The sequence below is a fragment of the Sphingorhabdus sp. M41 genome (genome assembly GCF_001586275.1).
Taxonomy (GTDB): Bacteria; Pseudomonadota; Alphaproteobacteria; order Sphingomonadales; family Sphingomonadaceae; genus Parasphingorhabdus.
Window position 1 is genome coordinate 3,094,036 of the sequence record NZ_CP014545.1, and the last position, 21,102, is coordinate 3,115,137.

At 55.2% G+C, this 21,102-nt stretch carries 20 protein-coding genes; 7 read left to right on the forward strand and 13 right to left on the reverse strand.

The window, feature by feature from the left end; genetic code table 11:
* Positions 1-3 precede the first annotated feature (3 nt).
* Genes AZE99_RS14755 through AZE99_RS14765 form a run of 3 tightly spaced genes read right to left on the reverse strand, consistent with a single transcriptional unit; the run spans position 4 to position 2,649 of the window.
* A complete protein-coding gene (locus AZE99_RS14755; protein ID WP_067202697.1) occupies positions 4-546 on the reverse strand; it encodes a DUF1003 domain-containing protein in 543 nt (180 codons plus the stop codon).
* A gap of 40 nt (positions 547-586) precedes the next feature.
* Positions 587-1,066, reverse strand: coding sequence for an asparaginase domain-containing protein (locus AZE99_RS14760; RefSeq protein WP_067202700.1), 480 nt, complete (start codon positions 1,064-1,066; stop codon positions 587-589).
* Positions 1,066-2,649 (reverse strand): lysine--tRNA ligase, encoded by a 1,584-nt coding sequence (locus AZE99_RS14765; protein WP_082788406.1) that lies wholly within the window; start codon positions 2,647-2,649, stop codon positions 1,066-1,068. The genes AZE99_RS14760 and AZE99_RS14765 overlap by 1 nt, the downstream gene beginning before the upstream one ends.
* Positions 2,650-2,735: 86 nt before the next feature.
* Between AZE99_RS14765 and AZE99_RS14770 the strand changes: the two genes are divergently transcribed.
* The 3 genes from AZE99_RS14770 to AZE99_RS14780 are packed head-to-tail and all read left to right on the forward strand — an operon-like array spanning position 2,736 to position 6,580.
* Entirely contained in the window at positions 2,736-3,305 is a 570-nt protein-coding gene (locus AZE99_RS14770) for an NnrU family protein (protein ID WP_067202705.1), read from the forward strand.
* Positions 3,306-6,041: an ATP-dependent DNA helicase gene (locus AZE99_RS14775; protein ID WP_067202708.1), complete on the forward strand. Its 2,736-nt coding sequence runs from the start codon at positions 3,306-3,308 to the stop codon at positions 6,039-6,041.
* Complete coding sequence (locus AZE99_RS14780; protein WP_067202711.1) at positions 6,038-6,580, forward strand: SixA phosphatase family protein; 543 nt, start codon at positions 6,038-6,040, stop codon at positions 6,578-6,580. Before AZE99_RS14775 ends, AZE99_RS14780 begins: the two co-directional genes overlap by 4 nt.
* 27 nt (positions 6,581-6,607) lie before the next feature.
* On the opposite strand, the gene AZE99_RS14785 is transcribed toward AZE99_RS14780, so the two are convergent.
* The gene (locus AZE99_RS14785) at positions 6,608-6,994 is read right to left on the reverse strand and encodes a MerR family transcriptional regulator (RefSeq protein ID WP_067202713.1); all 387 of its coding nucleotides are present in this window, start codon (positions 6,992-6,994) and stop codon (positions 6,608-6,610) included.
* A 28-nt stretch (positions 6,995-7,022) separates the two neighbouring features.
* Positions 7,023-7,322 carry an integration host factor subunit alpha gene (locus AZE99_RS14790; RefSeq protein WP_067202716.1) on the reverse strand — a complete coding sequence of 100 codons (300 nt, stop codon included), beginning with the start codon at positions 7,320-7,322 and terminating at the stop codon, positions 7,023-7,025.
* Between the two features lie 123 nt (positions 7,323-7,445).
* On the opposite strand from AZE99_RS14790, the gene AZE99_RS14795 reads away from it, so the two are divergent.
* From AZE99_RS14795 to AZE99_RS14810, 4 genes are all read left to right on the forward strand, one after another.
* Positions 7,446-8,243 (forward strand): thioesterase family protein, encoded by a 798-nt coding sequence (locus tag AZE99_RS14795; RefSeq protein WP_067202719.1) that lies wholly within the window; start codon positions 7,446-7,448, stop codon positions 8,241-8,243.
* A complete protein-coding gene (locus AZE99_RS14800) occupies positions 8,243-9,553 on the forward strand; it encodes an FAD-dependent oxidoreductase (RefSeq protein WP_067202721.1) in 1,311 nt (436 codons plus the stop codon). Before AZE99_RS14795 ends, AZE99_RS14800 begins: the two co-directional genes overlap by 1 nt.
* A gap of 3 nt (positions 9,554-9,556) precedes the next feature.
* Positions 9,557-10,396, forward strand: a complete 840-nt coding sequence (locus AZE99_RS14805; RefSeq protein ID WP_067202724.1) for an SAM-dependent methyltransferase — start codon at positions 9,557-9,559, stop codon at positions 10,394-10,396.
* Between the two features lie 151 nt (positions 10,397-10,547).
* Positions 10,548-11,201, forward strand: a complete 654-nt coding sequence (locus tag AZE99_RS14810; RefSeq protein ID WP_067202727.1) for an isochorismatase family protein — start codon at positions 10,548-10,550, stop codon at positions 11,199-11,201.
* A 233-nt stretch (positions 11,202-11,434) separates the two neighbouring features.
* Here the strand turns inward: AZE99_RS14810 and AZE99_RS14815 are convergent, their stop codons facing one another.
* The 8 genes from AZE99_RS14815 to AZE99_RS14850 form a co-directional block, all read right to left on the reverse strand.
* Positions 11,435-14,536, reverse strand: a complete 3,102-nt coding sequence (locus tag AZE99_RS14815) for an HsdR family type I site-specific deoxyribonuclease (protein ID WP_067202730.1) — start codon at positions 14,534-14,536, stop codon at positions 11,435-11,437.
* Positions 14,529-15,719, reverse strand: coding sequence for an anticodon nuclease (locus AZE99_RS14820; protein WP_067202733.1), 1,191 nt, complete (start codon positions 15,717-15,719; stop codon positions 14,529-14,531). Before AZE99_RS14820 ends, AZE99_RS14815 begins: the two co-directional genes overlap by 8 nt.
* Entirely contained in the window at positions 15,716-16,984 is a 1,269-nt protein-coding gene (locus AZE99_RS14825) for a restriction endonuclease subunit S (protein WP_067202735.1), read from the reverse strand. Before AZE99_RS14825 ends, AZE99_RS14820 begins: the two co-directional genes overlap by 4 nt.
* Complete coding sequence (locus tag AZE99_RS14830; protein ID WP_067202737.1) at positions 16,981-18,525, reverse strand: type I restriction-modification system subunit M; 1,545 nt, start codon at positions 18,523-18,525, stop codon at positions 16,981-16,983. Before AZE99_RS14830 ends, AZE99_RS14825 begins: the two co-directional genes overlap by 4 nt.
* A 96-nt stretch (positions 18,526-18,621) precedes the next feature.
* Positions 18,622-19,134, reverse strand: a complete 513-nt coding sequence (locus AZE99_RS14835) for a hypothetical protein (RefSeq protein ID WP_067202738.1) — start codon at positions 19,132-19,134, stop codon at positions 18,622-18,624.
* A gap of 158 nt (positions 19,135-19,292) precedes the next feature.
* Positions 19,293-20,387: a tyrosine-type recombinase/integrase gene (locus tag AZE99_RS14840; RefSeq protein ID WP_067202740.1), complete on the reverse strand. Its 1,095-nt coding sequence runs from the start codon at positions 20,385-20,387 to the stop codon at positions 19,293-19,295.
* 6 nt (positions 20,388-20,393) lie between these two features.
* A complete protein-coding gene (locus AZE99_RS14845) occupies positions 20,394-20,870 on the reverse strand; it encodes a helix-turn-helix domain-containing protein (protein ID WP_067202741.1) in 477 nt (158 codons plus the stop codon).
* Positions 20,871-20,881: 11 nt separating this feature from the next.
* Entirely contained in the window at positions 20,882-21,046 is a 165-nt protein-coding gene (locus AZE99_RS14850) for a helix-turn-helix domain-containing protein (RefSeq protein ID WP_067202744.1), read from the reverse strand.
* Between the last annotated feature and the right edge of the window lie 56 nt (positions 21,047-21,102).

Genomic DNA, 21,102 nt, shown 5'->3' on the forward strand with positions numbered 1-21,102 from the left:
AAATCAGCCGGCGCGTTTTACCGCTGCCTTGATCTCGACCAGATCGGCTTCGATGCCGGTGACCTTCTCGAGCATCAGCAGGTCCATTTTCTCGTGCAGGCGAATGATATCGATTTCCGCCCGCAGATTGACTTCATAATCGTGCGCCGCCGCTATCCGGTCCTTGTTCGCTGCCCGGTTCTGACTCATCATGATAATCGGCGCCTGGATCGCGGCCAGCGTCGACAATATCAGATTGAGGAAAATGAAGGGATAGGGATCAAAGGCGGCATCGAACCGGGCCAGGACTTCCGAGTTCAAAACCATCCAGCCGAAGAGGACAAGCGCAAAGGCAATGATGAAGCCCCATGAACCGCCAATGGCAGCGACCCGGTCGGAAAGCCGTTCGCCGAAACTGGTCTGCTCGTCCGCCAATATGCCGGCATCGTCGGCAACGATCTGCCGGGAGACAATCGCTTCGAGAACGCCCCGCTCTTCGGGGGAAAGCGCCGCCAGTGGCTTGTCGAGCAATTGCTCGCTCAGTTGTTCAACCGTCCGCCTTGCCATTCCAACCTCCCGTTGCCGCGGTCCTGTATCTGACCCGATCCTAGTCGCTGAGAAACCGGTGCGCCGCACGATCCTTGTGCGTTTTCGCCGGATCGAAGACTTCGCCATTCATCGCAATATAGACGCCATGCGGCAGGGTCTGGGTCGCGGCGAGAGCAAAGCCGACGTTGAACTGGGCATCGCTGATCCGCAGCGACGCCGGCTGCATCGCGCCGGTCAGCACGATCGCCTTGCCGCTGATGTCGGAAAGCACCCGCGCCGTGTCGACCATCGTGTCGGTGCCATGGGTCACGAGTATCTTGTCGGCATCGCTTGCCGCGACCGCCTCGTGGATCGCCACCCGGTCCGCATCGGTCAGTTCCAGACTGTCCTTGCGCATCAGCTGTGTCACCCGGTGCGCGACAAAGACATTATTCTCCTGCAACATATCGGGCAGCGCCGTCGCACCGATCTGATATTCGGACAGGGCGTCGAAATAGACCTTGTCGATCGTGCCGCCGGTGGTGAAAATATCGATCATTACAAAGCAAGCGCTTCGGCGATCAGTTTGCGGCTATTGGACACACCGTAGAGGGCAATGAAGCTGCCCATACGCGGTCCCTGCGACGAGCCGAGCAACGTCTCGTACAGCGCCTTGAACCAGTCGCGTAGGTTGTCGAAACCGCCTTCCTTGCCGATGGCATAGATGATATTCTGGATGTCCTCTGCCGCAGCATCCTCGGCCAGTGCGCCCAGTTCACTGTCCAGCCGCTCCAGCGCCGCCACTTCGACGCCTTCCGGTTTCCGCCGGTGCAGCGTCGGGGCAATGAAGTCCTTGTGATAGGCCATGGCATTGCCGATAAGTTCGTCGAGATCGGGGTAGCGTTCCGGCGTGGCGTCCGGCGCATATTGCCGCAAATAGCCCCAGATCTGCTCGCGATCGGCATCGCCCATCACACCGACGAGGTTAAGCAGCAAGCCAAAGGTGACCGGAATCGTATCTTTTGGCACATCGCCATTATGGACATGGTGCACCGCATTGCCGAGTCGCTTTTCCGGTGTCTGCTCATGCCAGAGGGCACGGGACTGGAAATATTCGTCGACCGCTTTGGGAATTACGCCCATGTGCAGCTGCTTGGCCGATTTGGGTTCGCGGAAAATATAGAAAGCGAGGCTGTTCTCGGAACCATAGCGCAGCCATTCCTCGAGACTGAGGCCATTGCCCTTGGACTTGGAAATTTTCTCGCCCTTCTCGTCGAGAAACATCTCGTAGATCAGCCCTTCCGGCTTGCGCGCGCCCAGAACCTTGGCGATCTTGCCCGACTGCACGCCACTGTCTGTCAGGTCCTTGCCGTACATTTCATAGTCGACGCCGAGCGCGGTCCAGCGCATCGCCCAGTCGACTTTCCACTGCAGCTTGGCGCCGCCGGTCAGAGCATTATGTTCGATCATCTCGCCGTCATCCTCGAACCGGACGATTCCGGCTTCGGCATCAACGATCTCGACAGGCACCTGCAAGACATGGCCGGTCTTGGGGCTGATCGGCAATATCGGCGAATAGGTCGCCTGCCGCTCCTTGCCCAGGGTCGGCAGCATGATGTCCAGTATCTGCTGGTTGCGGGCGAGGACGAGCTTCAGCGTCTCGTCAAAGGCGCCGCTCTGATATTGCTCGGTCGAAGAGATAAATTCATAGTCGAAGCCGAACTGGTCGAGAAAATCCCGCAGCATCGCATTGTTATGCGCGGCAAAGCTCTCGAACTTTTCGAACGGGTCGGGAACCTGGGTCAGCGGCTTGTGCAGATGTTCGGCCAGCATCTCCTGATTGGGGACATTGGTCGGCACCTTGCGAAAGCCGTCCATGTCGTCGCTGAACGCGATCAACCGGGTCGGATTGCCGGTCAGCGTTTCATAGGCATGGCGCACCATAGTCGTCCGCAAGACCTCGTTGAAGGTGCCGATATGCGGCAGGCCCGAAGGACCATAGCCGGTTTCGAACAGCATCGGTTCGCCACCGGGCTTTGACGCCGGCGCGCCGCGCTCGCCGCGATAGCGTTTGAGCAGCTTGCGGGCTTCCTCGAACGGCCACGCTTTGGAATTTTCAGCTGCTTCACGATAATCGGTCACAATTTGTCCTTCTCAGTCAATGCTGCGCAAATAGTAGCCTTAGCCTATATGGCAAGGTAGAACGCAACAAAAGCGGGAGATTGAACATGGCAATGCTGATCACGGGGGTTCTGCTGTGGAGCCTGGTACATTTGATGAAGTCGGTCACCCCGGCACTGCGCGCCGCGATCCAGGGCGCTGTCGGCGAAGGCCCGCACAAGGGCCTGGTCGCGCTGTTGTTGCTGGTTTCGCTGGCCCTGATGATCTTCGGCTGGCGCACGACTCCGGCAGAATTTGTCTATGATCCGCCCGCATGGGGTCGCCATGCCAATATGGCACTGATGTTCGTCGCGATCCTGCTGCTCGGCGCGGCGCAAGGGGCCTCGCGGATACGGCAGTGGCTCCGCCATCCGATGCTGACCGGTGTATTGATCTGGGCGATCGGTCATCTGCTCGCCAATGGCGACAACAAGTCGCTGGTACTCTTCGGCGGGCTCGGTCTGTGGGCGCTGATCTCGATCATCACCGTGTCGCGCAACGAAGGCGCGTGGGTGAAACCCGCCAAGGTCGCAACCGCCGGTCGCGAGCTGTTGAGTCTGGTGATCACTGCCATATTATATGCCATTCTGATGTTCCTCCATCCATGGTTCGCCGGCGTACCGGTAATCGCTGGCTAAATGACCAAGCCGCTCCCCTATCCCGCGCTTCATGCCAGTCATAGCGGCATCTGGATCTGCAGCAGCGATGGCGAAACCCGTGCGATCGGCAAGGGCGAGGCGATTGGCCGTGTGGCCGAAACGCCGCATATCCTGCTCAACGCTCCGCTTCTGGGACAAAGGCTGGGCTATCCGGATCTGTCCGGCCTCGATCTGCTGGAGCTGTTCGCTTTCATCCATCCGGCCCAATTTGTGGTTCCGACACCATCTGGCCTCGCCAAGACGCTCGGCCTGAGCCCGCCCGATCAGGAAGCCGATATTGCGGCTCTTTATCGGCAAGCCGCAAGCTTGCTATTGGATGGATTGTCAGCGCCCTACTGGAAAGAGCGGGAAGGCGCGTGGAGCAGCGCGCAGGCGCTGTACCGACTGCGCTGGCCCTGGGCGCAGGAAGTGGGACAGAAACTGGAAAAGCCGGTCCAGGCCGAACGCTGGCTGTTTTCAAAACTGGATGAATGGGAGGAGGAGGTGCCGCGCCCCGCTCCCAGATCAATCACCGTGAACAAGGACGAAACACTCGCCACACTGGACGTCCTGACCGGCGAAGGCTCGGAAGAACGTCAGGGCCAGAAAAACTATGCTGCAGCGGTGACCCAGATTTTCAATCCGCGAAAGATCAAGGGTGCGCCCAATATGTTGCTGGCCGAAGCGGGTACCGGCATCGGCAAGACGCTCGGCTATCTCGCGCCTGCTTCTCTATGGTCGCGTCAGGCCGGCGGTGCGGTGTGGATTTCAACCTTTACCAAGGCGCTACAAAGGCAACTCGACCGGGAAACCCGGCGCATCTATCCGGACGAAGCGACCTTTCGCAAGAAAGTCGTCGTCCGCAAGGGGCGGGAAAATTATCTCTGCCTGCTCAATCTGGAAGATGCGCTGCAGGGCGGATTTACCGGACGGGCGGCAATCCTTGCCCATCTGGTTGCGCGCTGGGCCGCCTATAGCAAGGATGGCGACATGGTTGGCGGCGACCTGCCCGGGTGGCTGACCACTCTGTTCCGCCGCAATGGCGCGACGGCGCTGACCGACCGCCGCGGCGAATGCGTCTATGCCGGTTGCCCGCATTATCGCAAATGCTTCATCGAGAAAGCCGCCCGGGCCAGTCAGCAGGCCGACATTGTCATCGCCAATCATGCGCTGGTCATGGTCAACGCGGCGCGGGGACGCGAACAGCAGAACCGTCCGACGAGACTGATTTTCGACGAAGGCCATCATCTGTTCGACGCCGCCGATTCGATGTTTGCCGCCCGACTTTCCGGACAGGAAGCAATCGAAATACGGCGCTGGGTGATCGGACCGGAATCAAAAAACCGGGGTCGCCGTCGCGGACTCGCGGCGCGGCTCGCCGATCTCGCATCCTATGATGAAGAAGGCGGCCGGGCGATTGAAAGCGCCCGCCATGCTGCCGAGGCACTGCCGGGAGACGGCTGGCTCCAGCGGATCGGTGAAGGCGAGCCCTTTGGTCCGATCGAGGCCCTGCTCCACGAGGTCCGCGCCATGGTCTTCGCGCGCGACGAAAGCCAGAGCGCCGACGCCGGCTATGGGCTGGAAACCGAGTTGACCGATGTCGAGGGTCCGATGATCGATGCCGTCGCCACCGCGGCAGAGGCGATGGACGCACTGCTCCGGCCTCTGGTCCGCCTCGGGCAGCGGATCGAACATCTGATCGAGGAAGGCCCCGACTGGATGGACGCTCCGGCCCGGGCGCGGATGGAAGGTGCCCTGTCGAGCCTTGGCTGGCGCTGCGATACTCTGACCGGCTGGTTGTCGCTGCTATCGCGCATCGGCGGGCCAGCAGATCCCGACTTCGTCGACTGGCTGATGATCGACCGGTTCGAGGGCCGCGAATATGATATCGGCATCTGCCGTCACTGGCTCGATCCGACCATCCCGGTCACCGAAGTTGTAACCAAGCCTGCCCATGGGGTGATGATCACTTCTGCGACGCTGAAAGGCGGTGGCGGCTGGGAGACTGCCAGAGCCCGCAGTGGAGCGGTGCATCTTGCGCATGCTCCCCAGGAATTCGAAGTCGCCAGTCCGTTTGACTATCCCAATCAGGCGAAAGTCATCATCGTCACCGACGTGAAACGCGGCGATATGGCGGGGCTTGCCGGTGCCTATGCGCAACTGATCGAAGCATCCGGCGGTGGAACGCTCGGCCTGTTTACCGCGATCAGACGCTTGCGCACCGTCTACGCCCGCATCGCCGACCGGATGGCGCAAAGCGGACTGCCCATCTATGCCCAGCATGTCGATCCGATCGATACCGGCACCTTGGTCGATATTTTCCGTGATGACCCGAAAGCCAGCCTGCTCGGCACCGATGCGCTGCGCGATGGTGTCGATGTTCCCGGCCAGAGCCTGCGGCTTGTGGTGATGGAGTCGGTCCCCTGGCCACGCCCCAATATCCTTCACCGCGCCCGGCGGCTGGCCGGCGGCGGTACCGCCTATGACGACCGCATCATTCGCGCGCGGCTGGCGCAGGCCTTTGGCCGGATCATCCGCCGCGCCGATGACCATGGTCATTTTGTGATACTTTCGTCCGCCTTCCCCTCGCGGCTGCTTTCTGCCTTCCCCGAAGGGACCCCGGTCGAACGCATGCCGCTCGATCAGGCGCTGGCGGAAATCCGCAAGGCAAAATCCGAAATGCCACAATCCGGTCTTCCAACTGAAACAAGTTTGATGCATGACAATCCGCAATGAAAAAACTCACGCTCCTGCGCCACGCCAAATCCAGCTGGGATGATCCGGTCGATCGCGATTTTGATCGCCCCCTCAACGAAAAGGGCAAACGCGCGGCAGCGGTTATGGGCCGCTTCATCCAGCGCAATGGATTGACCTTCGATCAAATCCTTGCCTCTCCTGCCGTGCGGGTAATCGAGACATTGGAAAATGTCGAGGAAGCAAGCGGACTGGCGATGGAACCGACCTGGGACCGGAAAATCTATCTCGCCTCTTCAGCGACCCTGCTTGACGTCTTGCGCGGTGCCAATGCGGATGCAGGTCATGTTCTGATGGTTGGCCATAATCCGGGTCTGGAAGACCTGATTTTCGATCTCGTTCCCGATGATGGAAGTTCGCCAGCCCGCGACGAGGTTGAAACCAAATATCCGACGGCGACGCTGGCGGAAATGACGCTCGCTATCGACAACTGGGCTGACATTACCGAGAAATGCGGCACGCTCGACCGCTTCACCCGGCCGCGCGATCTCGATCCGGCACTGGGACCGAATTACGACTAGCCATGATTGTCCGACGTCGCGGAGAGACTATGCCTCGTTCAATGCGTGCGACAGCTGATCGCGGATCGATTTGAGTTCCGCCATGATCCGACCATTATCCTCAGGCTTATGCTCCGCCAATGGCAGCGCATCAGCGACGGATTGCGGTGCATCCTCGGCCATATCCGGACGCTTGCGCCGCGAGGCCAGAAACTTGCGGGCCCCCTTGATTGTATAGCCTTCTTCGTTGAGCAGGCGGTTGATCGTCTTGACGATCTCGACGTCTTCGGGGCGATAATGGCGCCGCGCACCGGCGCGTTTTAGCGGGGTCAGCATTGCGAACTGGTCTTCCCAATAGCGCAAAATATGAGGTTTGATGCTAAGCTCTTTAGACAGCTCTCCGATGGTCCGGAAAGCCCCTTGTTCCTTGGTCATACTCTACTCTCCCGGTTCGCCGGGTCCATTAACCTGCGGCGATAATCCTGTCACGCATCGTTTGGCTGGCGCGGAAGGTTAATACCCGGCGCGGTGCAATAGGCACTTCAATCCCGGTCTTGGGATTGCGGCCGGTGCGTTCGCCCTTGTCCCGCAATACGAAGGTTCCGAATCCCGAAATCTTGACATTTTCCCCATTGACCAGCGCCTCGATCATATGGTCCAGAATCGATTCCACCATGACAGCGCTATCGGCACGCGAAAGGCCAACCTGCCGGTTCATTGTATCTGCAAGATCAGCGCGAGTCAGGGTGTTGGTATAGCTCATCACAATATCTTTCACTAAGAGATTGAAAATTCAACAAAGCTATAGAGCAAATCCTTGCTTTTGTAAATGTCGGCCGCAAACTTACCAGTAGATTTCAGTCGACTAGCCCGATAAGCCGAACGGATGACCGATAAACATACTCAGCCCGTCGCCCTTTCCGAACTGCTCGATCAATGCGGGCCCGGTGGCCCCGATCATCCTGTCGTCCTGCCGCAGAGCTGGACTCAGGGCCGCACCGCTTTCGGTGGCTTGTCCGGCGCGCTTGCCTATCATGCCGCCAGCCATATCGAAGAGGATCTGCCGCCCCTGCGTTCGGCGCAAATTGCCTTCACCGGCCCGCTATTCGGCACTTTGACGGCGGAAACCGCCATGCTGCGCCGCGGCAAAAGCACGGCATTTGTGCAGTCGGAGATATTTGGTGACAAGGGCCTCGGACTGCATTGCAATTTCATTTTTGCAGCGCCCCGGGCCACTGAAATAAAGACATCAGACATTGGCCAGCCCGACTTTCCCCCATTACCCGGTGAAGCGGACCTGCACAGCGGCCCACCGCAATTTTTCACTTCGAACATGGAATATGTCGGCAAGCGGATCGACACCAGCAGCAAAACCAACCGTCTGACCCGCTGGATGCGGCTGAAAAAGCGTACCGCCCTCGACCCGATGGCAGAAATAATCTGCATGTGCGACAGCTTGCCGCCTTCGGTCATGGGACTGCTTGATCAGAACGCGATGGTCAGTTCGATGAACTGGCAGATCAATATCATTGCCGAAGAGCTGACAACCCAGGACGGCTGGTGGCTGATCGATTCCCATACCCACCATGCCGATCACGGTGCGAGCAGCCAATATATGAGCATCTGGAACAGCCGCCGCGAATTGATAGCAACCGCGATGCAAAGCGTGGCCTATTACGCTTGATGGACCCGGACGCAAACCACCGGCACAAGCCCAGCCTCGCCGTCATTGGCACGGGTATCGCCGGTCTGTCTGCGGCCTATCTGCTGAAGGAAAAATTTCGGGTCACGGTTTTCGAAAGCCAGAAGCGCGCCGGGATGGGCGCGCATAGTGTCGATTATGTCAGCAACGGCATCACCCGGAAAATCGATATCCCGCTGCGCATATTCTGCCGCGGCTATTATGAAAATCTGTTGGCGCTTTATGATCATATCGGCGTCGAGATAGTGACCAGCGACCATAGCGGAATATTCTCCGATGAGACGGACCGTGTCATGCTGCATTATGGCAATGTCCATTGGGGGCCGGCGCATTTCTCTCATCCGAAGGGCCGGAGCTGGCTAAGCCCGAAGGCCTGGGCGATCGGCTTGCAGAGCCGGCGTTTTTTCACCCGCGCGAAGCGGGATATGGGTCAGTTAAATCTGGCAGACCTGTCGTTCGGCGAATATTTGCAACAATCCGGGGCGGGCCGCGACTTTGTCGAGACCGTCCTCCTGCCGATGATGTCGGTAACCTGTACCTGCGATTATCAGGCAGTGCGCGCCTATCCCGCCGATATCATGCTCGAATATCTGACTTGCGGAGTCCGCGAAATCGGGATCATGAGCGCCGCAAAGGGAGTGGACGATATTGTTCCGCGCATGCTGGTCGAAGCAAACCTGAGAACAGATTGTCCGGTCGCCCTGATCGAACCGCATGGCCAGCAGCTTCGGGTGGTGACAAAAGACGGCGCGGACGAGCGCTTTGACCATGTTGTCATCGCGGCCCAGGCGCAACAGGCCGCCGCCATGATATCCGGGTTTGATGAACGCCGGGCCCTGCTCGACCGCATTCCGTTTGAAGCTTCGAGCATGAGCGTGCACACCGATCAGACCATTCTGCCGGCACCGGCGCAAGGCCTCTCCCCGGTCAGCTATCATATCCCGCAGGGCAGCAGCCGTGCCGAAGTGTCGGTCGACCTGACCAAGGCCATTGCCCGCCTGGCCGGTCAGGAAACCATATTCCAGACTTGGAACCCGATGCGCAGAATTGCCCCCAACCGCGAACTGGCGAGAGTAGATTTCACCCGCCCGACAGTGACCCGGGACAGCCGCAAGGCGGTAAACGCTCTGCGCGAAAGCCAGGATCAGGCCGGCAACAGGCTTTGGCTCTGCGGCTCCTATATGGCCGAAAAAATTCCGCTGCTCGAAGCGGCGGTCGATTCTTCGGTTGCTGTGGCCGAACAACTGGGCGCTGCCATCCCCTGGAAAGCCAGCGCCGCCACTGCGGCCTGAGCGATGGCCGAATTTCACGATCTGGCAGAACTGGCGCTCAACCGCGACGGAGAATCCTGGGGTAATCTCGGATATTGGAAAAGCGAGACAGACTATTCGGATGCCTGCCGCGCGCTCGCGCTTCTGCTTGGGGAACAGGCCGGACTGGATGACCAGGCGGTCGTTTTTGACGCCGGCTTTGGCTGTGGTGACCAGTTGCATCTCTGGCTCGAGCATTTTCGCGTGGCGCAGCTTCATGGCGCCAATCTGTCACGGATCCAGACTGACCATGCCAAAGCCAGGCTGGCAGAATCCGGTTTCCCGGCTGCCGCGACTGCCATCGTGCAGGGGGATGTCAATGACCCGAAAGTCTGGACTACCGCGCTGGGCAGCAACCAACCCAGCCATGTGCTGGCGCTGGACTGCGCCTATCATTTCACCAGCCGGGTCGACTTTTTCAGACTGGCGCGGCAAAATCTCGCACCGGCGGGCCGGCTTGCGTTGACCGACTTCATGCTTGCCGAGCCGCATGGCAGCGGTTCCCTGGTCTACTGGCTGTTGCGCTGGATGCTGAAGCGCTCGCATATCGCGGAAGCCAATATCGTGCCCCGGGACCGCTATCTGTGCCAGTTGGCAGAAAGCGGTTTTGGCGAGTCGCAAATCGTCGATATCAGTGAGCATGTCATGCCCGGCTTCGCGCGCTCGATCCGAAGATTGCGGCAGCAGAATGCCGTCACCGGCAGCAGGAAGATATTGGGGTGGTCCGGACTGGTCAAATATACGGTGACCGGCCGGTTTCTCGAATGGGCCCATCGTCGGTCGATTCTGCGCTACTGCGTCATCAGCGCCACCAAAACCGGCTGACTCCCCCGCCGGGCGATCCGGATCAAATTTTTCACGCTATGGCTTGCGAAACGGCGATCTGCCAGCCATCCTCCCTGATGACAGCAGCCGGGATTGGACGACAGCAACAGCACCACAGCGGGGCCTGGCTGCAGGAAAGGAAAAACGCGCGATGAGTGAAGAAGAGCTGCTCGAAAATTATCGCCGCGCCTATAACGTAAAAGTCGGCTTTGGTCAGCGACCAGCCCTGATCCTGATCGACTTTTGCCAGGGCTATTTCGACCCTGATTGCGATCTATATTCCGACGTAGAGGATGCGCTATCCTCGGCCCTGCGCGTACGGGAAGCCGCCCGGCTAGCCAGAATACCCGTGATCCTGACGAATGTATCCTATCATGTCAGCGGCATCGACGGTGGCCGCTTCTTCGAAAAAGCCGCGCCTCTCCGCTATTTCATCGAGGGTCACCCAATGGGTGCCTTCGCCGAAGGGCTGGAACCACGGGAGGATGAGCTGGTCATCAGCAAACAATATCCCAGCGCGTTTTTCGGCACGTCACTCGCCTCGACTCTCACGGCAATGGGCATCGACAGCGTGCTTTTGACCGGCCTGACCACCAGCGGCTGCGTCCGCGCAAGCTGCGTCGATGCCATGTCGCACGGCTTTCGCACAGCGGTTGTCGCCGATGCCTGCGGCGACCGTCACGACGCGCCGCATCAAGCCAATCTGTTCGACATGAACGCCAAATATGCCGATGTCGTCAGCGAGGAAGAAATATTGCTTTTCCTGCAGCGGCTTGGAAATGAGCAGCCTGCCCTGGATAATTGAGGTGCCGTGAGTATAAATGATTCCAGCGGCACGCCCCAAGACGTTGGTGCGGCAATGGCCGCGAAACGCTCTATGGTGCCAGAAGAGGACTCGAAAGCCCTACCTAAGTTAATGAAATAATTTACATTATATTATTCGACTTCAAAACTGGCCCCCAATATGGCCCCCAGATGATAATGCTGGGGAAGAATCCGTAGCCAATGAATACGAACCGTCCGCAGGCAAAACCGCGATTAAATCTGCCCACCGGCATTCTTAAATTTTGCAACAAATTCTGACACTCGTTGAAATACCACATCCTTCTTTGTCAAATACTCAGGATTCAGTGGGCTCATCTTAGGTAGAGTTTGGTTCAGGTCATTCCCATTGTCACTAGCGAATTCTCGTCTAATCGAATTGCTGACATAACGCCGGGTCGCTTCCCGATTAAGGCCCTCTGTTTCCACAAGCTCATCAAATTCCCGGCGCTGTTCCTCTCGTGCAAAGTTATAGAAGCTCTCGATTACTCCCTCTTTGCCATCAATCTCATCCAAGTTGGTTTGATTGATAAAATCGACGATTAAATTTTCCTTTGCCCGATTGCCTAAACTCGCTCGAATGACACGACGTGCTTCGTCGATCAGATCGCTCTTGTCCTCGGTGCTACGATTCTTCTCGAAAATGAGCTCAAGAATATAGTCTAGATTGATCTCTTGAGATTTCAGGAGGTCGACCTCAAAAACTACATCATCCCAATCAAGCATGGATTCATCAGTTTCAGTCGCTGTCTTCTCTCGCCTTAACCAGTCACGAATGTCGTTGTAGGTAGATTTATAATCCTGTATCTTGCGTTCGGATGGTAGCTGTATGGCCGCCAGTTCTTCAACTTCAGTGTCGCCTAGATGGTGAACATGCTTGAACGCTTCGACAGCCGCTTCATCAGTCTGGTCAATATCTTGGAAGGCCTTCAGGGCGACGAACTCGTCGAAGTTCTGCAGGATATTTTCAGCCCTTAGATACTCACCAAATAGCTTTGCAAATTCCTTCTTGTCCGCCTCCTTGACGATTTCGCCCGGATCAGGGAAATTCTGCTCTAGCTCATCAAGGATGGTCACGAACCCTCGACGGGCTGAACCTGAGGCTATATCAGAGAAGCCTTCCATGTATTCCTGGTAGCTCTTCTCAATCACGACGTTTTTCGTGTTGCTGTCACCGAACAACGTAATCGCATCGATGGTTGCTTGTTCTAGATCGCGAAAAGCAACGATGTTCCCAAAGGTCTTGGTCGCATCGAAAATTCGATTGGTGCGAGAATAAGCCTGTATGAGGCCGTGGAAGCGCAGGTTCTTATCGACGAAAAGCGTGTTAAGCGAAGGAGCATCAAAGCCGGTCAGGAACATCCCGACTACGATCAGGAGATCGACTTCCTTTGACTTCACCCGATTGGCGAGGTCGCGATAATAGTTCTGAAAACCGTTGCCGTCCGTGGTGAAGCTCGTGCCAAACATGGAATTATAGTCACGGATAGCCGCGTTCAGAAACTCTTTGCCGCTGCTTTCCAGCGCGGAAACATCAAAGGATTCGTCCCGGATTTCACCAATAGCATTCTGCTCTTCATTCGCGGCGAACGAAAAGATGGTAGCAATTTTGAGCGGCTTCACGCTGCCCCGCTGGAGCTCGTTCAATGCCTCGTAGTAAAGCTTGGCAGCATCCACACTGCTTACTGCGAACATCCCATTAAAGCCACCGCCGCCCGGATTTGTGCGATGGGTCTTCTGGCGAAAGTTGCCCAGAATATACTGAGACACTTCACGTATCCGCTCGGGGTGAAGCAATGCCTTCTTGTTTTCGGCAGCACTGAGTTTCGCCTCATCCTGCTCGGTCTCAATGGCCCTGAACTTCGGTCGAACATCATTATAGTCAACTTTGAACTTGAGAACTTTCTCGTCGCGAATAGCGTCGGTAATCACGTATGAGTGTAATTCACGGCCAAAGACGCTGGCGGTCGTCTCTGACCCAGAAGCGTTCTGCTGGAAGATGGGCGTGCCTGTGAATCCGAACTGATAGAAGCGCTTGAACTTCTTTTTCAGGTTCTTCTGCGCTTCACCAAACTGGCTGCGGTGGCACTCGTCGAAAATGAAAACCACCTGCTGACCATAAACTGAAAGGTCGCCTTCCCTCTTCATTAAATTGTTCAGCTTCTGGATCGTGGTGACGACGATCTTGTTATCGTCTTTGGCCAGATTGCGTTTGAGAGCAGCCGTGTTTTCAGAGCCGTTCACGCTATCTGGCGAGAACCGCTGGTATTCCTTCATCGTCTGGTAGTCGAGGTCTTTGCGGTCGACGACGAAAAACACCTTGTGGATGAAATCCAATTCAGTTGCCAGCCGCGCGGCCTTGAAGCTTGTCAGCGTCTTTCCTGATCCGGTGGTGTGCCAGATATAGCCGCCACTCTCTGGCTTGCTCCAGCTCTTCGTATTATAGGAGCTCTTGATTTTCCACATGATCCGCTCGGTCGCCGCAATCTGGTAGGGCCGCATGACCAGCAAGGTGTCGCTGACGTCGAAGACCGAATAGTGCAGCAACACGTTCAGAAGCGTGCGCCTCTCCAAGAAGGTGGCGGTAAAGTCTTTCAGATCCTTGATCAGTCCGTTATCGGCCTTCGCCCAGTTCATGGTGAAATCGAAGCTGTTCTTGTCGCGCTTGGTTGTGTTGGCGAAATAGCGCGTGTCGGTGCCGTTTGAGATTACGAAGAGCTGAAGGAACTTGTAGAGCGAATTGTCGCTGTTGAAGCTCTCTTTGCTGTAGCGGTGGATTTGGTTGAACGCCTCGCGAATGGCCACACCGCGCTTCTTCAGCTCGATCTGCACCAATGGCAGGCCGTTGACGAGAATTGTCACGTCATAGCGATTAGCGTGCAGCCCAGCCTGCTCGAATTGCTTGATGACTTGCAGTTTGTTGCGCGCGATGTTTGCCTTGTCGAAGAGGTAGATGTTCTGAATGCGCCCGTCGTCGAACACAAAGTCGTTGATGTAGTCATCGTGGACCTTGCGGGTCTTGTCGATGATCCCGTCGCTAGGGCTGTCCAGATAGGTCATAACGAAGCGCTGCCACTCCTCATCGGAGAAGCGCACGCTGTTTAGGTCTTCCAGCCGCACACGAACATTGGCCAGCATGGCTTCGGGTGAGGTCAGGTCAGGCAGGAATTCATAGCCCTGATTACTCAGGTCCTTGATCAGCTCGCGCTCGAGTTCGGCCTCGCTCTGGTAGTGGTCCGCAGCGGTCCAGTCGCTGGTGTATTTGTCGAGAACGATGAAGTTCTTCGATTCCGCTATCGGCTTTGTCTGCTCAACCATCTTGCGCTTCCTGCTGCCAATAGCCGTAGTTGTTTATGAGGTTTTGCAGCAAAATCGCCACATCCTCCTTTTGTTGCTCCGTTGGTTCTGCAATTTCTTCTGCTGAAAGCTCTCGGTGACTGTAGTGATTTATGACCTTTTTTAGATAATCGGTCCGCTCATCTGGCGCAGTTTTGAGCAAGTCGGTCCAATGTTTATAACCGAGGAAGTTTGCAGTCTTTTCATAGAGATTGCGCAAAAGGCTGAAATGGAACTTCTCAACCGAGCCTTCTGCGATTGCGTTCTCCAATATGCCTTTGAGATGGTGGTGGTATGAAAAGCTCTTATTGGCCGCACCGTCCTTAGGAACCAGGTCCAGAAGCCCATCTTGATTGCGCTTCAATAAGTAACAGGCAGCACCGCTTAGCTCTTTACAAAGGACATTATAAAAAAGCGGGTTGTGGGTTGTGATGACAAACTTCACACCTTGGCCGTTTTGGAAGCGACTTCTGGCAATCAAGCCCGCCAAGTCGACGGCCAGCTCGATCAGATGGTTCTCATCTAGCGAACTGACCGGATCGTCGATGAAAACATATGTGAGGTTGTCATACTCGTTGTCGTCGCGCTTAGTTGGGTCAGCTTCGCTCAATAGGTCCACCACCTCCTGAAGCAAGGTGAAGAAAATGCTCCAGATCAGGTTGCTTTCTTCGCCCTTAGATATTTTAATCCCCTGACTGCTTTCTGTGCCTCGGTCATGGGAGAAAGTGATCGCAGGGTATTTGGTCTTGTTCTCCCTCTTACCGTCCCGGTTGGTGACCTGTTCGACCTCTGGAACAAAGGCCGGGGTCAGCTTGTCATCGGTGTAGCGCTGAAAATTGGCGATGATGTTTTGATCTTGGCCGCGCACACCCAATATCCAGTCGGTGAAGCTATTTGCCTTGATTTCTAGACGGTATTCTTCATCATTCTCTAGGTCGTTATCCCAAGAAAACAGGTCTTCGGTGAAGGCGTTGTAGTAGAGAATTTTATTTCGCGATGGCTCCGCCGCTGCATGATCCTCAGGTTTCGGAGCAATCTCATTCTTCAATGCTCTGGAAAGTCGAGTCTTGCCTATGCCGTTGAAGGCGTAGATCAATTGGACTTTCTTATCCGCAGCGGTCAGCTCTTTGGCCTTAGCAGCGAGATTGTCATCTTGCTCGCTCATGCCTCAACCGCCTGGGCAGCTTTGGGGAAACTCAGGAGTAGGTGACGGTAATATTCATATTGCTGTTGCCGCAGCGCGATTTCGCGCGGCAGGCCTTCGCTGAGCGAGGTTGTGAGCGTGTCGAATTTGTCGAGTATTACTACGATGCGTTCCTGCTCACCCTCCTTGTGTGGGACCGGGATTTCTATTTTCGCTAGGCTATCGGCATTGACTCGTCTTACCTTCGTGCCGGTGATGTATGCTCGCTTCTGCTTTTGGAATTGTTCGGTTTGAAAGAAATACGAAACGTATTTTGGGTTAAGATTGTGCGAGTAGAAACAGGCATCGCTACTTACGGCGATGTCCTCTTCGCCAAGCCAAGCGACGGCTTTGCAGACGTCATCATCGTTCTCGCTCGTTGTGGCGATAACCAAGTCCCCTTTTTTGGCTTTGCGCGCCTTTTTCGCAAAATCGTCCGAGACATAGCTTTTGGTTGAGCGCGCAAAAGTACCGTAATGGGTATAAATCTGGCCGTAGTGAATGCAACCAACGCCCTGCTCGACAAAGTCCTTCTTCTGCAACCCGCCACCTCGAGTGAATGAACCAATTCGCTCATCGCCAAGCGCCAAGAATTCGGCCTCACTATCATCAAAGCAAAAAAGCTCTTCGCGGTAGTGGTTGTATTGTTTCTTGCGCGCTGCCAGCTCAGCGGTCAGCTCAGCGGTCAGCTCAGTGAAGCTTTCCAGTATCCGAACAATCTCCGCCTGTATCGCCAGCGACTTCTCCGGCTCCTTCGGGCAGGGGATTGGGACTTCCAACGCTTGAATAAGCTGAGAATTGAGATTGCTAACGGAGCCGCTGTTGATCTTGGTTAACCAGTAACTCTGGACGGCGTGAGATGAGAGATAGTGATACAAAAAATCGGAATTGAGCGCATCCTGATAATCGCTTACCGATGCCCAGCCATCGTGAATCGCGCCATCAAGAGCCAATATGTAAGGACGCCCAAAACTCATCGAGTTTGAGATGATAAAGTCGCCCTTACTCAGCCTGCGCGATTTTTCCGCACCGCCGGCGGTAATCTTTTGAGCAGTTTTCGTAACATATTTTGAGCCGGGCTCGGTATCCCCAATCTTTATCCAAGGCACGCCATCTGGATCGTCAGTGATAAACTTCGAAATTGGTCGAGGGGATGCGCCACGCTGCACTTTGGCTACATCGCCGAGCGGCTTCCACTCGACCTCCGCACCGTCCAGTAGATTATTAAGAAAGCTCAGATCGCTCACGCCTCGATCTCCGCGACAATCGCATCAATATCGCTGCGCAGCCGGTCAATCTTGGCGACAGTAGTTTTCAGTTCGGCGTTGAGTTCTACGATGTTGGTCTCAACCCGATTATCCTTCGGCTCAACGAAGGCGCTGACCGAAAGGTTATAGTCCGCATCGATCACTCGCTGCTGCTCCACCGTCTCAGACACGTTCTCGACATTCTCCTTGCTGGCGAACATCTCGATGATCCGGGCCACGTGATCGTCGCTCATCTCATTGGTGTTGGTCTTCTTGGCGAAGAACTCCTCTCCGCTCGCATCGATGAACTGAATCTTTGTGTCGGTCTTGTTCTTCGCGAGCACCAGAATGTGGACCGCAATCGTCGTGCCGAAAAACAGATTGGGCGCGAGCGAAACCACCGTTTCCACGACATTGCTGTCGACCAGAAATTTGCGGATTTTCTGCTCTGCCCCGCCGCGATAGAAAATGCCCGGAAAGCACACAATCGCCGCGCGTCCCTTGGCCGAAAGATAGTGCAGCGCGTGCAGCACAAAGGCGAAGTCTGCCTTTGATTTTGGGGCAAGCACGCCAGCGGGCGCAAACCGGTCATCATTGATCAGCGTCGGGTCTTCATCCCCCTTCCACCGGACCGAATAGGGTGGGTTGGAGACGATGGCATCGAAGGGCCTTTCATCAAGAAAATGCGGATTTTCGAGCGTGTTGCCGTTCTGGATGTTGAACTTGTCATAGTTCACATTGTGCAAGAACATATTCATGCGGGCGAGGTTGTAGGTGGTGTAGTTGATTTCCTGCCCGAAGAATCCCTCTTCGATGAAATGATCGCCGCAATGCTTCTTGGCCTGCAACAGCAAGGACCCAGACCCGGCGGCTGGATCGTAAATCTTGTTGATGCTGCTTCGCCCGTGAACAGCCAGTTGCGCGATCAGCTTTGATACGTGTTGCGGCGTGAAGAACTCGCCGCCCGATTTTCCTGCATTGGCCGCGTAGTTCGAGATCAGGAACTCATAGGCATCACCAAAGAGATCGTTTTCGTTCTCCTCGAACTTGAGCGGCAGGCTTTCGACACCCTTCAGCACCTTGGCCAGCCGGGCGTTCTTGTCCTTCACCATATTACCCAGCCGGTTGCTGGTAGTGTCAAAGTCTGAGAACAGGCCCTTGATGTCCTCTTCGGAAGGATATCCGCTGGCAGAGCCTTCGATTTCCTTGAAGATTGTCGCCAAGTCGGTGTTCAGACTCTCATTGTTGTTGGCGCTGGCCGCGACATTGGCAAAGAGCTGGCTAGGGTAGATGAAGTAGCCCTTGGTCTTCACTGCATCGATTTTCGCCGCGTCTGGAATGGCGCTGTCATCCAAGCTGGCGTAGTTGATGCTATCATCATCGGCTTCGATGTAGTTGGTGAAGTTTTCGCTGATAAATCGGTAAAACAACGCGCCCAGCACGAACTGCTTGAAATCCCAGCCATCAACCGCGCCTCTGACATCGTTAGCGATGGCCCAGATTTGGCGGCGCAATTCATCACGTTGTTGTTGGCCTGTCATTCTTGGTCCTCTTCACCCTGCATATTAGCGCATGATGTATCCTTTATTCTGAATTGAGGTTCAATCAACCTTAGTCCATGATTTAATAGAACTATCTTACGAAGCTGTGTGTTGCTTTTTCTCGCGTTCTTTTTGTCCCTTTTTCACCAATTTGTCATCAATTTGACGGAGCGATTTATTTTCGAACTTTCCGCTGGATTGTAAGAGCAGGATCGCCAAGCAAAATCGTTCATAGCGCTCACTCGGTGAGTTCCCCGGGTTAGTTACTTTGGGCAATCTCCCCTCAATTTTCGCCTTGACGCCCAATTCGGCCAGACTGTCCAATATCGGAAAGATATCCGGGCGATGGAAATGTAGGTATTTGGAAACAAATGATGCGCGTGAATGCACCTTCCTATGTCCTCCCGCTTCCGCGAGCTGCTTACAAAGATGCTGATCGAGCTTACCATGGACTTCGACAATCTGGGCAAGATTCGCTCTGGAAAATGACAGCCCGTCTAAGCCTGCAAGCAAGCGGTCCAACGCCAGTTTTTTGTTACAAAGCGCTTTTGCCACCAAATCCCAGTCCTTGCCCAGATTGCGGCTGACTTCGTAAACTTTTGCAATCATTCGCGCTTTGCTGTGCACTATATTTTTATCAGTATGCGATGGCTCTTGAGCGCACATGATATATAGAATTTTGTTTCCGTAACCGCCCGCCGCGTCATTACATTTTGTCTCATTCCCCATTGTTCTGACGTAGGCCCCACAGCCAGCGAGCGCAAAGACTAATAGCGTCTCTGAAACTCTCGAACGGTTTTCGCCAAAATGGTGGCTAATTCCTGATCACCATCTGTTGCTTTCGATTGGCTAAGCCCCTTTATCAATTCCGCCTGCTCTTCGGGAGGAACATCACCGTAGCTCGAAAATGTCGTCATCATGTTGCTGTGACCCAGATTTTTTGACCAAGCCTTGTAAGCCCGGATAGACAGGCCAAGTTTCTGACCAAACCGTGCCAATGTTTTCCTCACCGAATGTGGGCTGTGATATTTTAAGCCAGCAGCTTCGAAAGCCTCTCTAAAAATCGTTCGGACCGGTCCGGCGTTGCTCCAACATTTTGGGTCTACCCCACTCGCTTCAAATCCATTGTTGCCGACCTTTACCCTTGTCTGGGGAAATAGCGGATCATCGTCTCCAAAAAGCAGGTCTTCGCGCAAATGACGGACCCAATCTGCAATGATCTCGGCTGCGTCTCCGCCAACCGGGAAAAACCATGTCTGGAAAGTCTTGGAAAATTTGGTTTGCACTTCACGGGCATCCTGATCCAGCCGCTGCTCGGCAACATCAATATGTTTCAGCTTTAGCGAAACAAGAGCGCCATCGCGCACACCGGTCAGAAAGATCAATGCAACAATTGCACGATTGCGTTGTTCTATGTCACTTGTGGCTGGCATCGATGAGATCACATGATGCATTTGCTCCATTGACGGCACAGGCTGCTCGCGCGTGGCACGACTGATCCGCAAATCCTTTTCCGAGACGCTGAAATAGTGAGAATCTGAATAATTGAGCTTTGATTTGTAGTGCGGCTGGCCAGCAAGCCATTCAAAGAATTTCTGCAATGCCCGCATTGTGGAGGCAATCGTTGCCTTACTGAGCGGCTTGCCAGTTTGTTCGTTGATCTGTTCAACCAACCGACTTTTGAAAGCCATTGCCTGCGCCTTGTTAAACAGTTTAAAATCCCGGAACTTGGTCGAGACCTCAAAGCGGTTGATCGCCTTGGCTACGACATCTAGCGACTTTTCATCGCGGCCTTTTGCTTCCTTCAAATAAAGGAAATATTCGCGCTTGATCCGTTCGTTCGCTGCATTGTGTTTTGCCATTGTTTCTTATCCCTGCTTCAAGTCACAGTTTGAGGGGAGTTCGGCCCGCCCACTTATGCTTGATTGACACTCCACAAACTGGATAGCGATTCCTGGCATAGTGGCAGACAGATGTGCGACGGTGGCATTGCGGTTGATTGGCCGTTCGCACGTCTCACATAATGCTTTTAGGCATCCGCTGCGGTCAGTTTTAGGGACATAATCCACCATGCCCATGGCAGGACGCCTCGGCTCTCTGCATTTGAGGCAGTAAAACTCACCGGGGCCGCATGGACGTTTTGCCGATTTGCGCTTTTCGGCGAGCCAGCTTTTCAAATCACTGCCCAAAACCAACATTGGTTTGCAGTCATCGATCACAGGAAGGCCTTTTGCAATCCAGTCGCGAACGGTGTTTTTGTGAACGCCAAGGAGGCGAGCGATTTCATCCACCGTATAGTTGCGATACTGCTTTACCAGCCGATAATTGATCCGTTTTCCGGACATCGTTGGTCGAGTTACGCCCCGTCAATCAAGCGGCGGATAGATTCGGTTTTGATCAAATGCCGCCGCCCGAACTTGACCGTTTCCAGCCGACCTTCCTTGATAAGCACATAAATTGAAGTACGGCCTAAGCCCAAAGCTTTCGCCGCGCCGGTAATTGAGATTGTAACCGGTTCCATAACCTTTTCTCCAGTTTGACCGCTCACGTTCAAGCGGGTTCTGGAGTCAGTTTCTA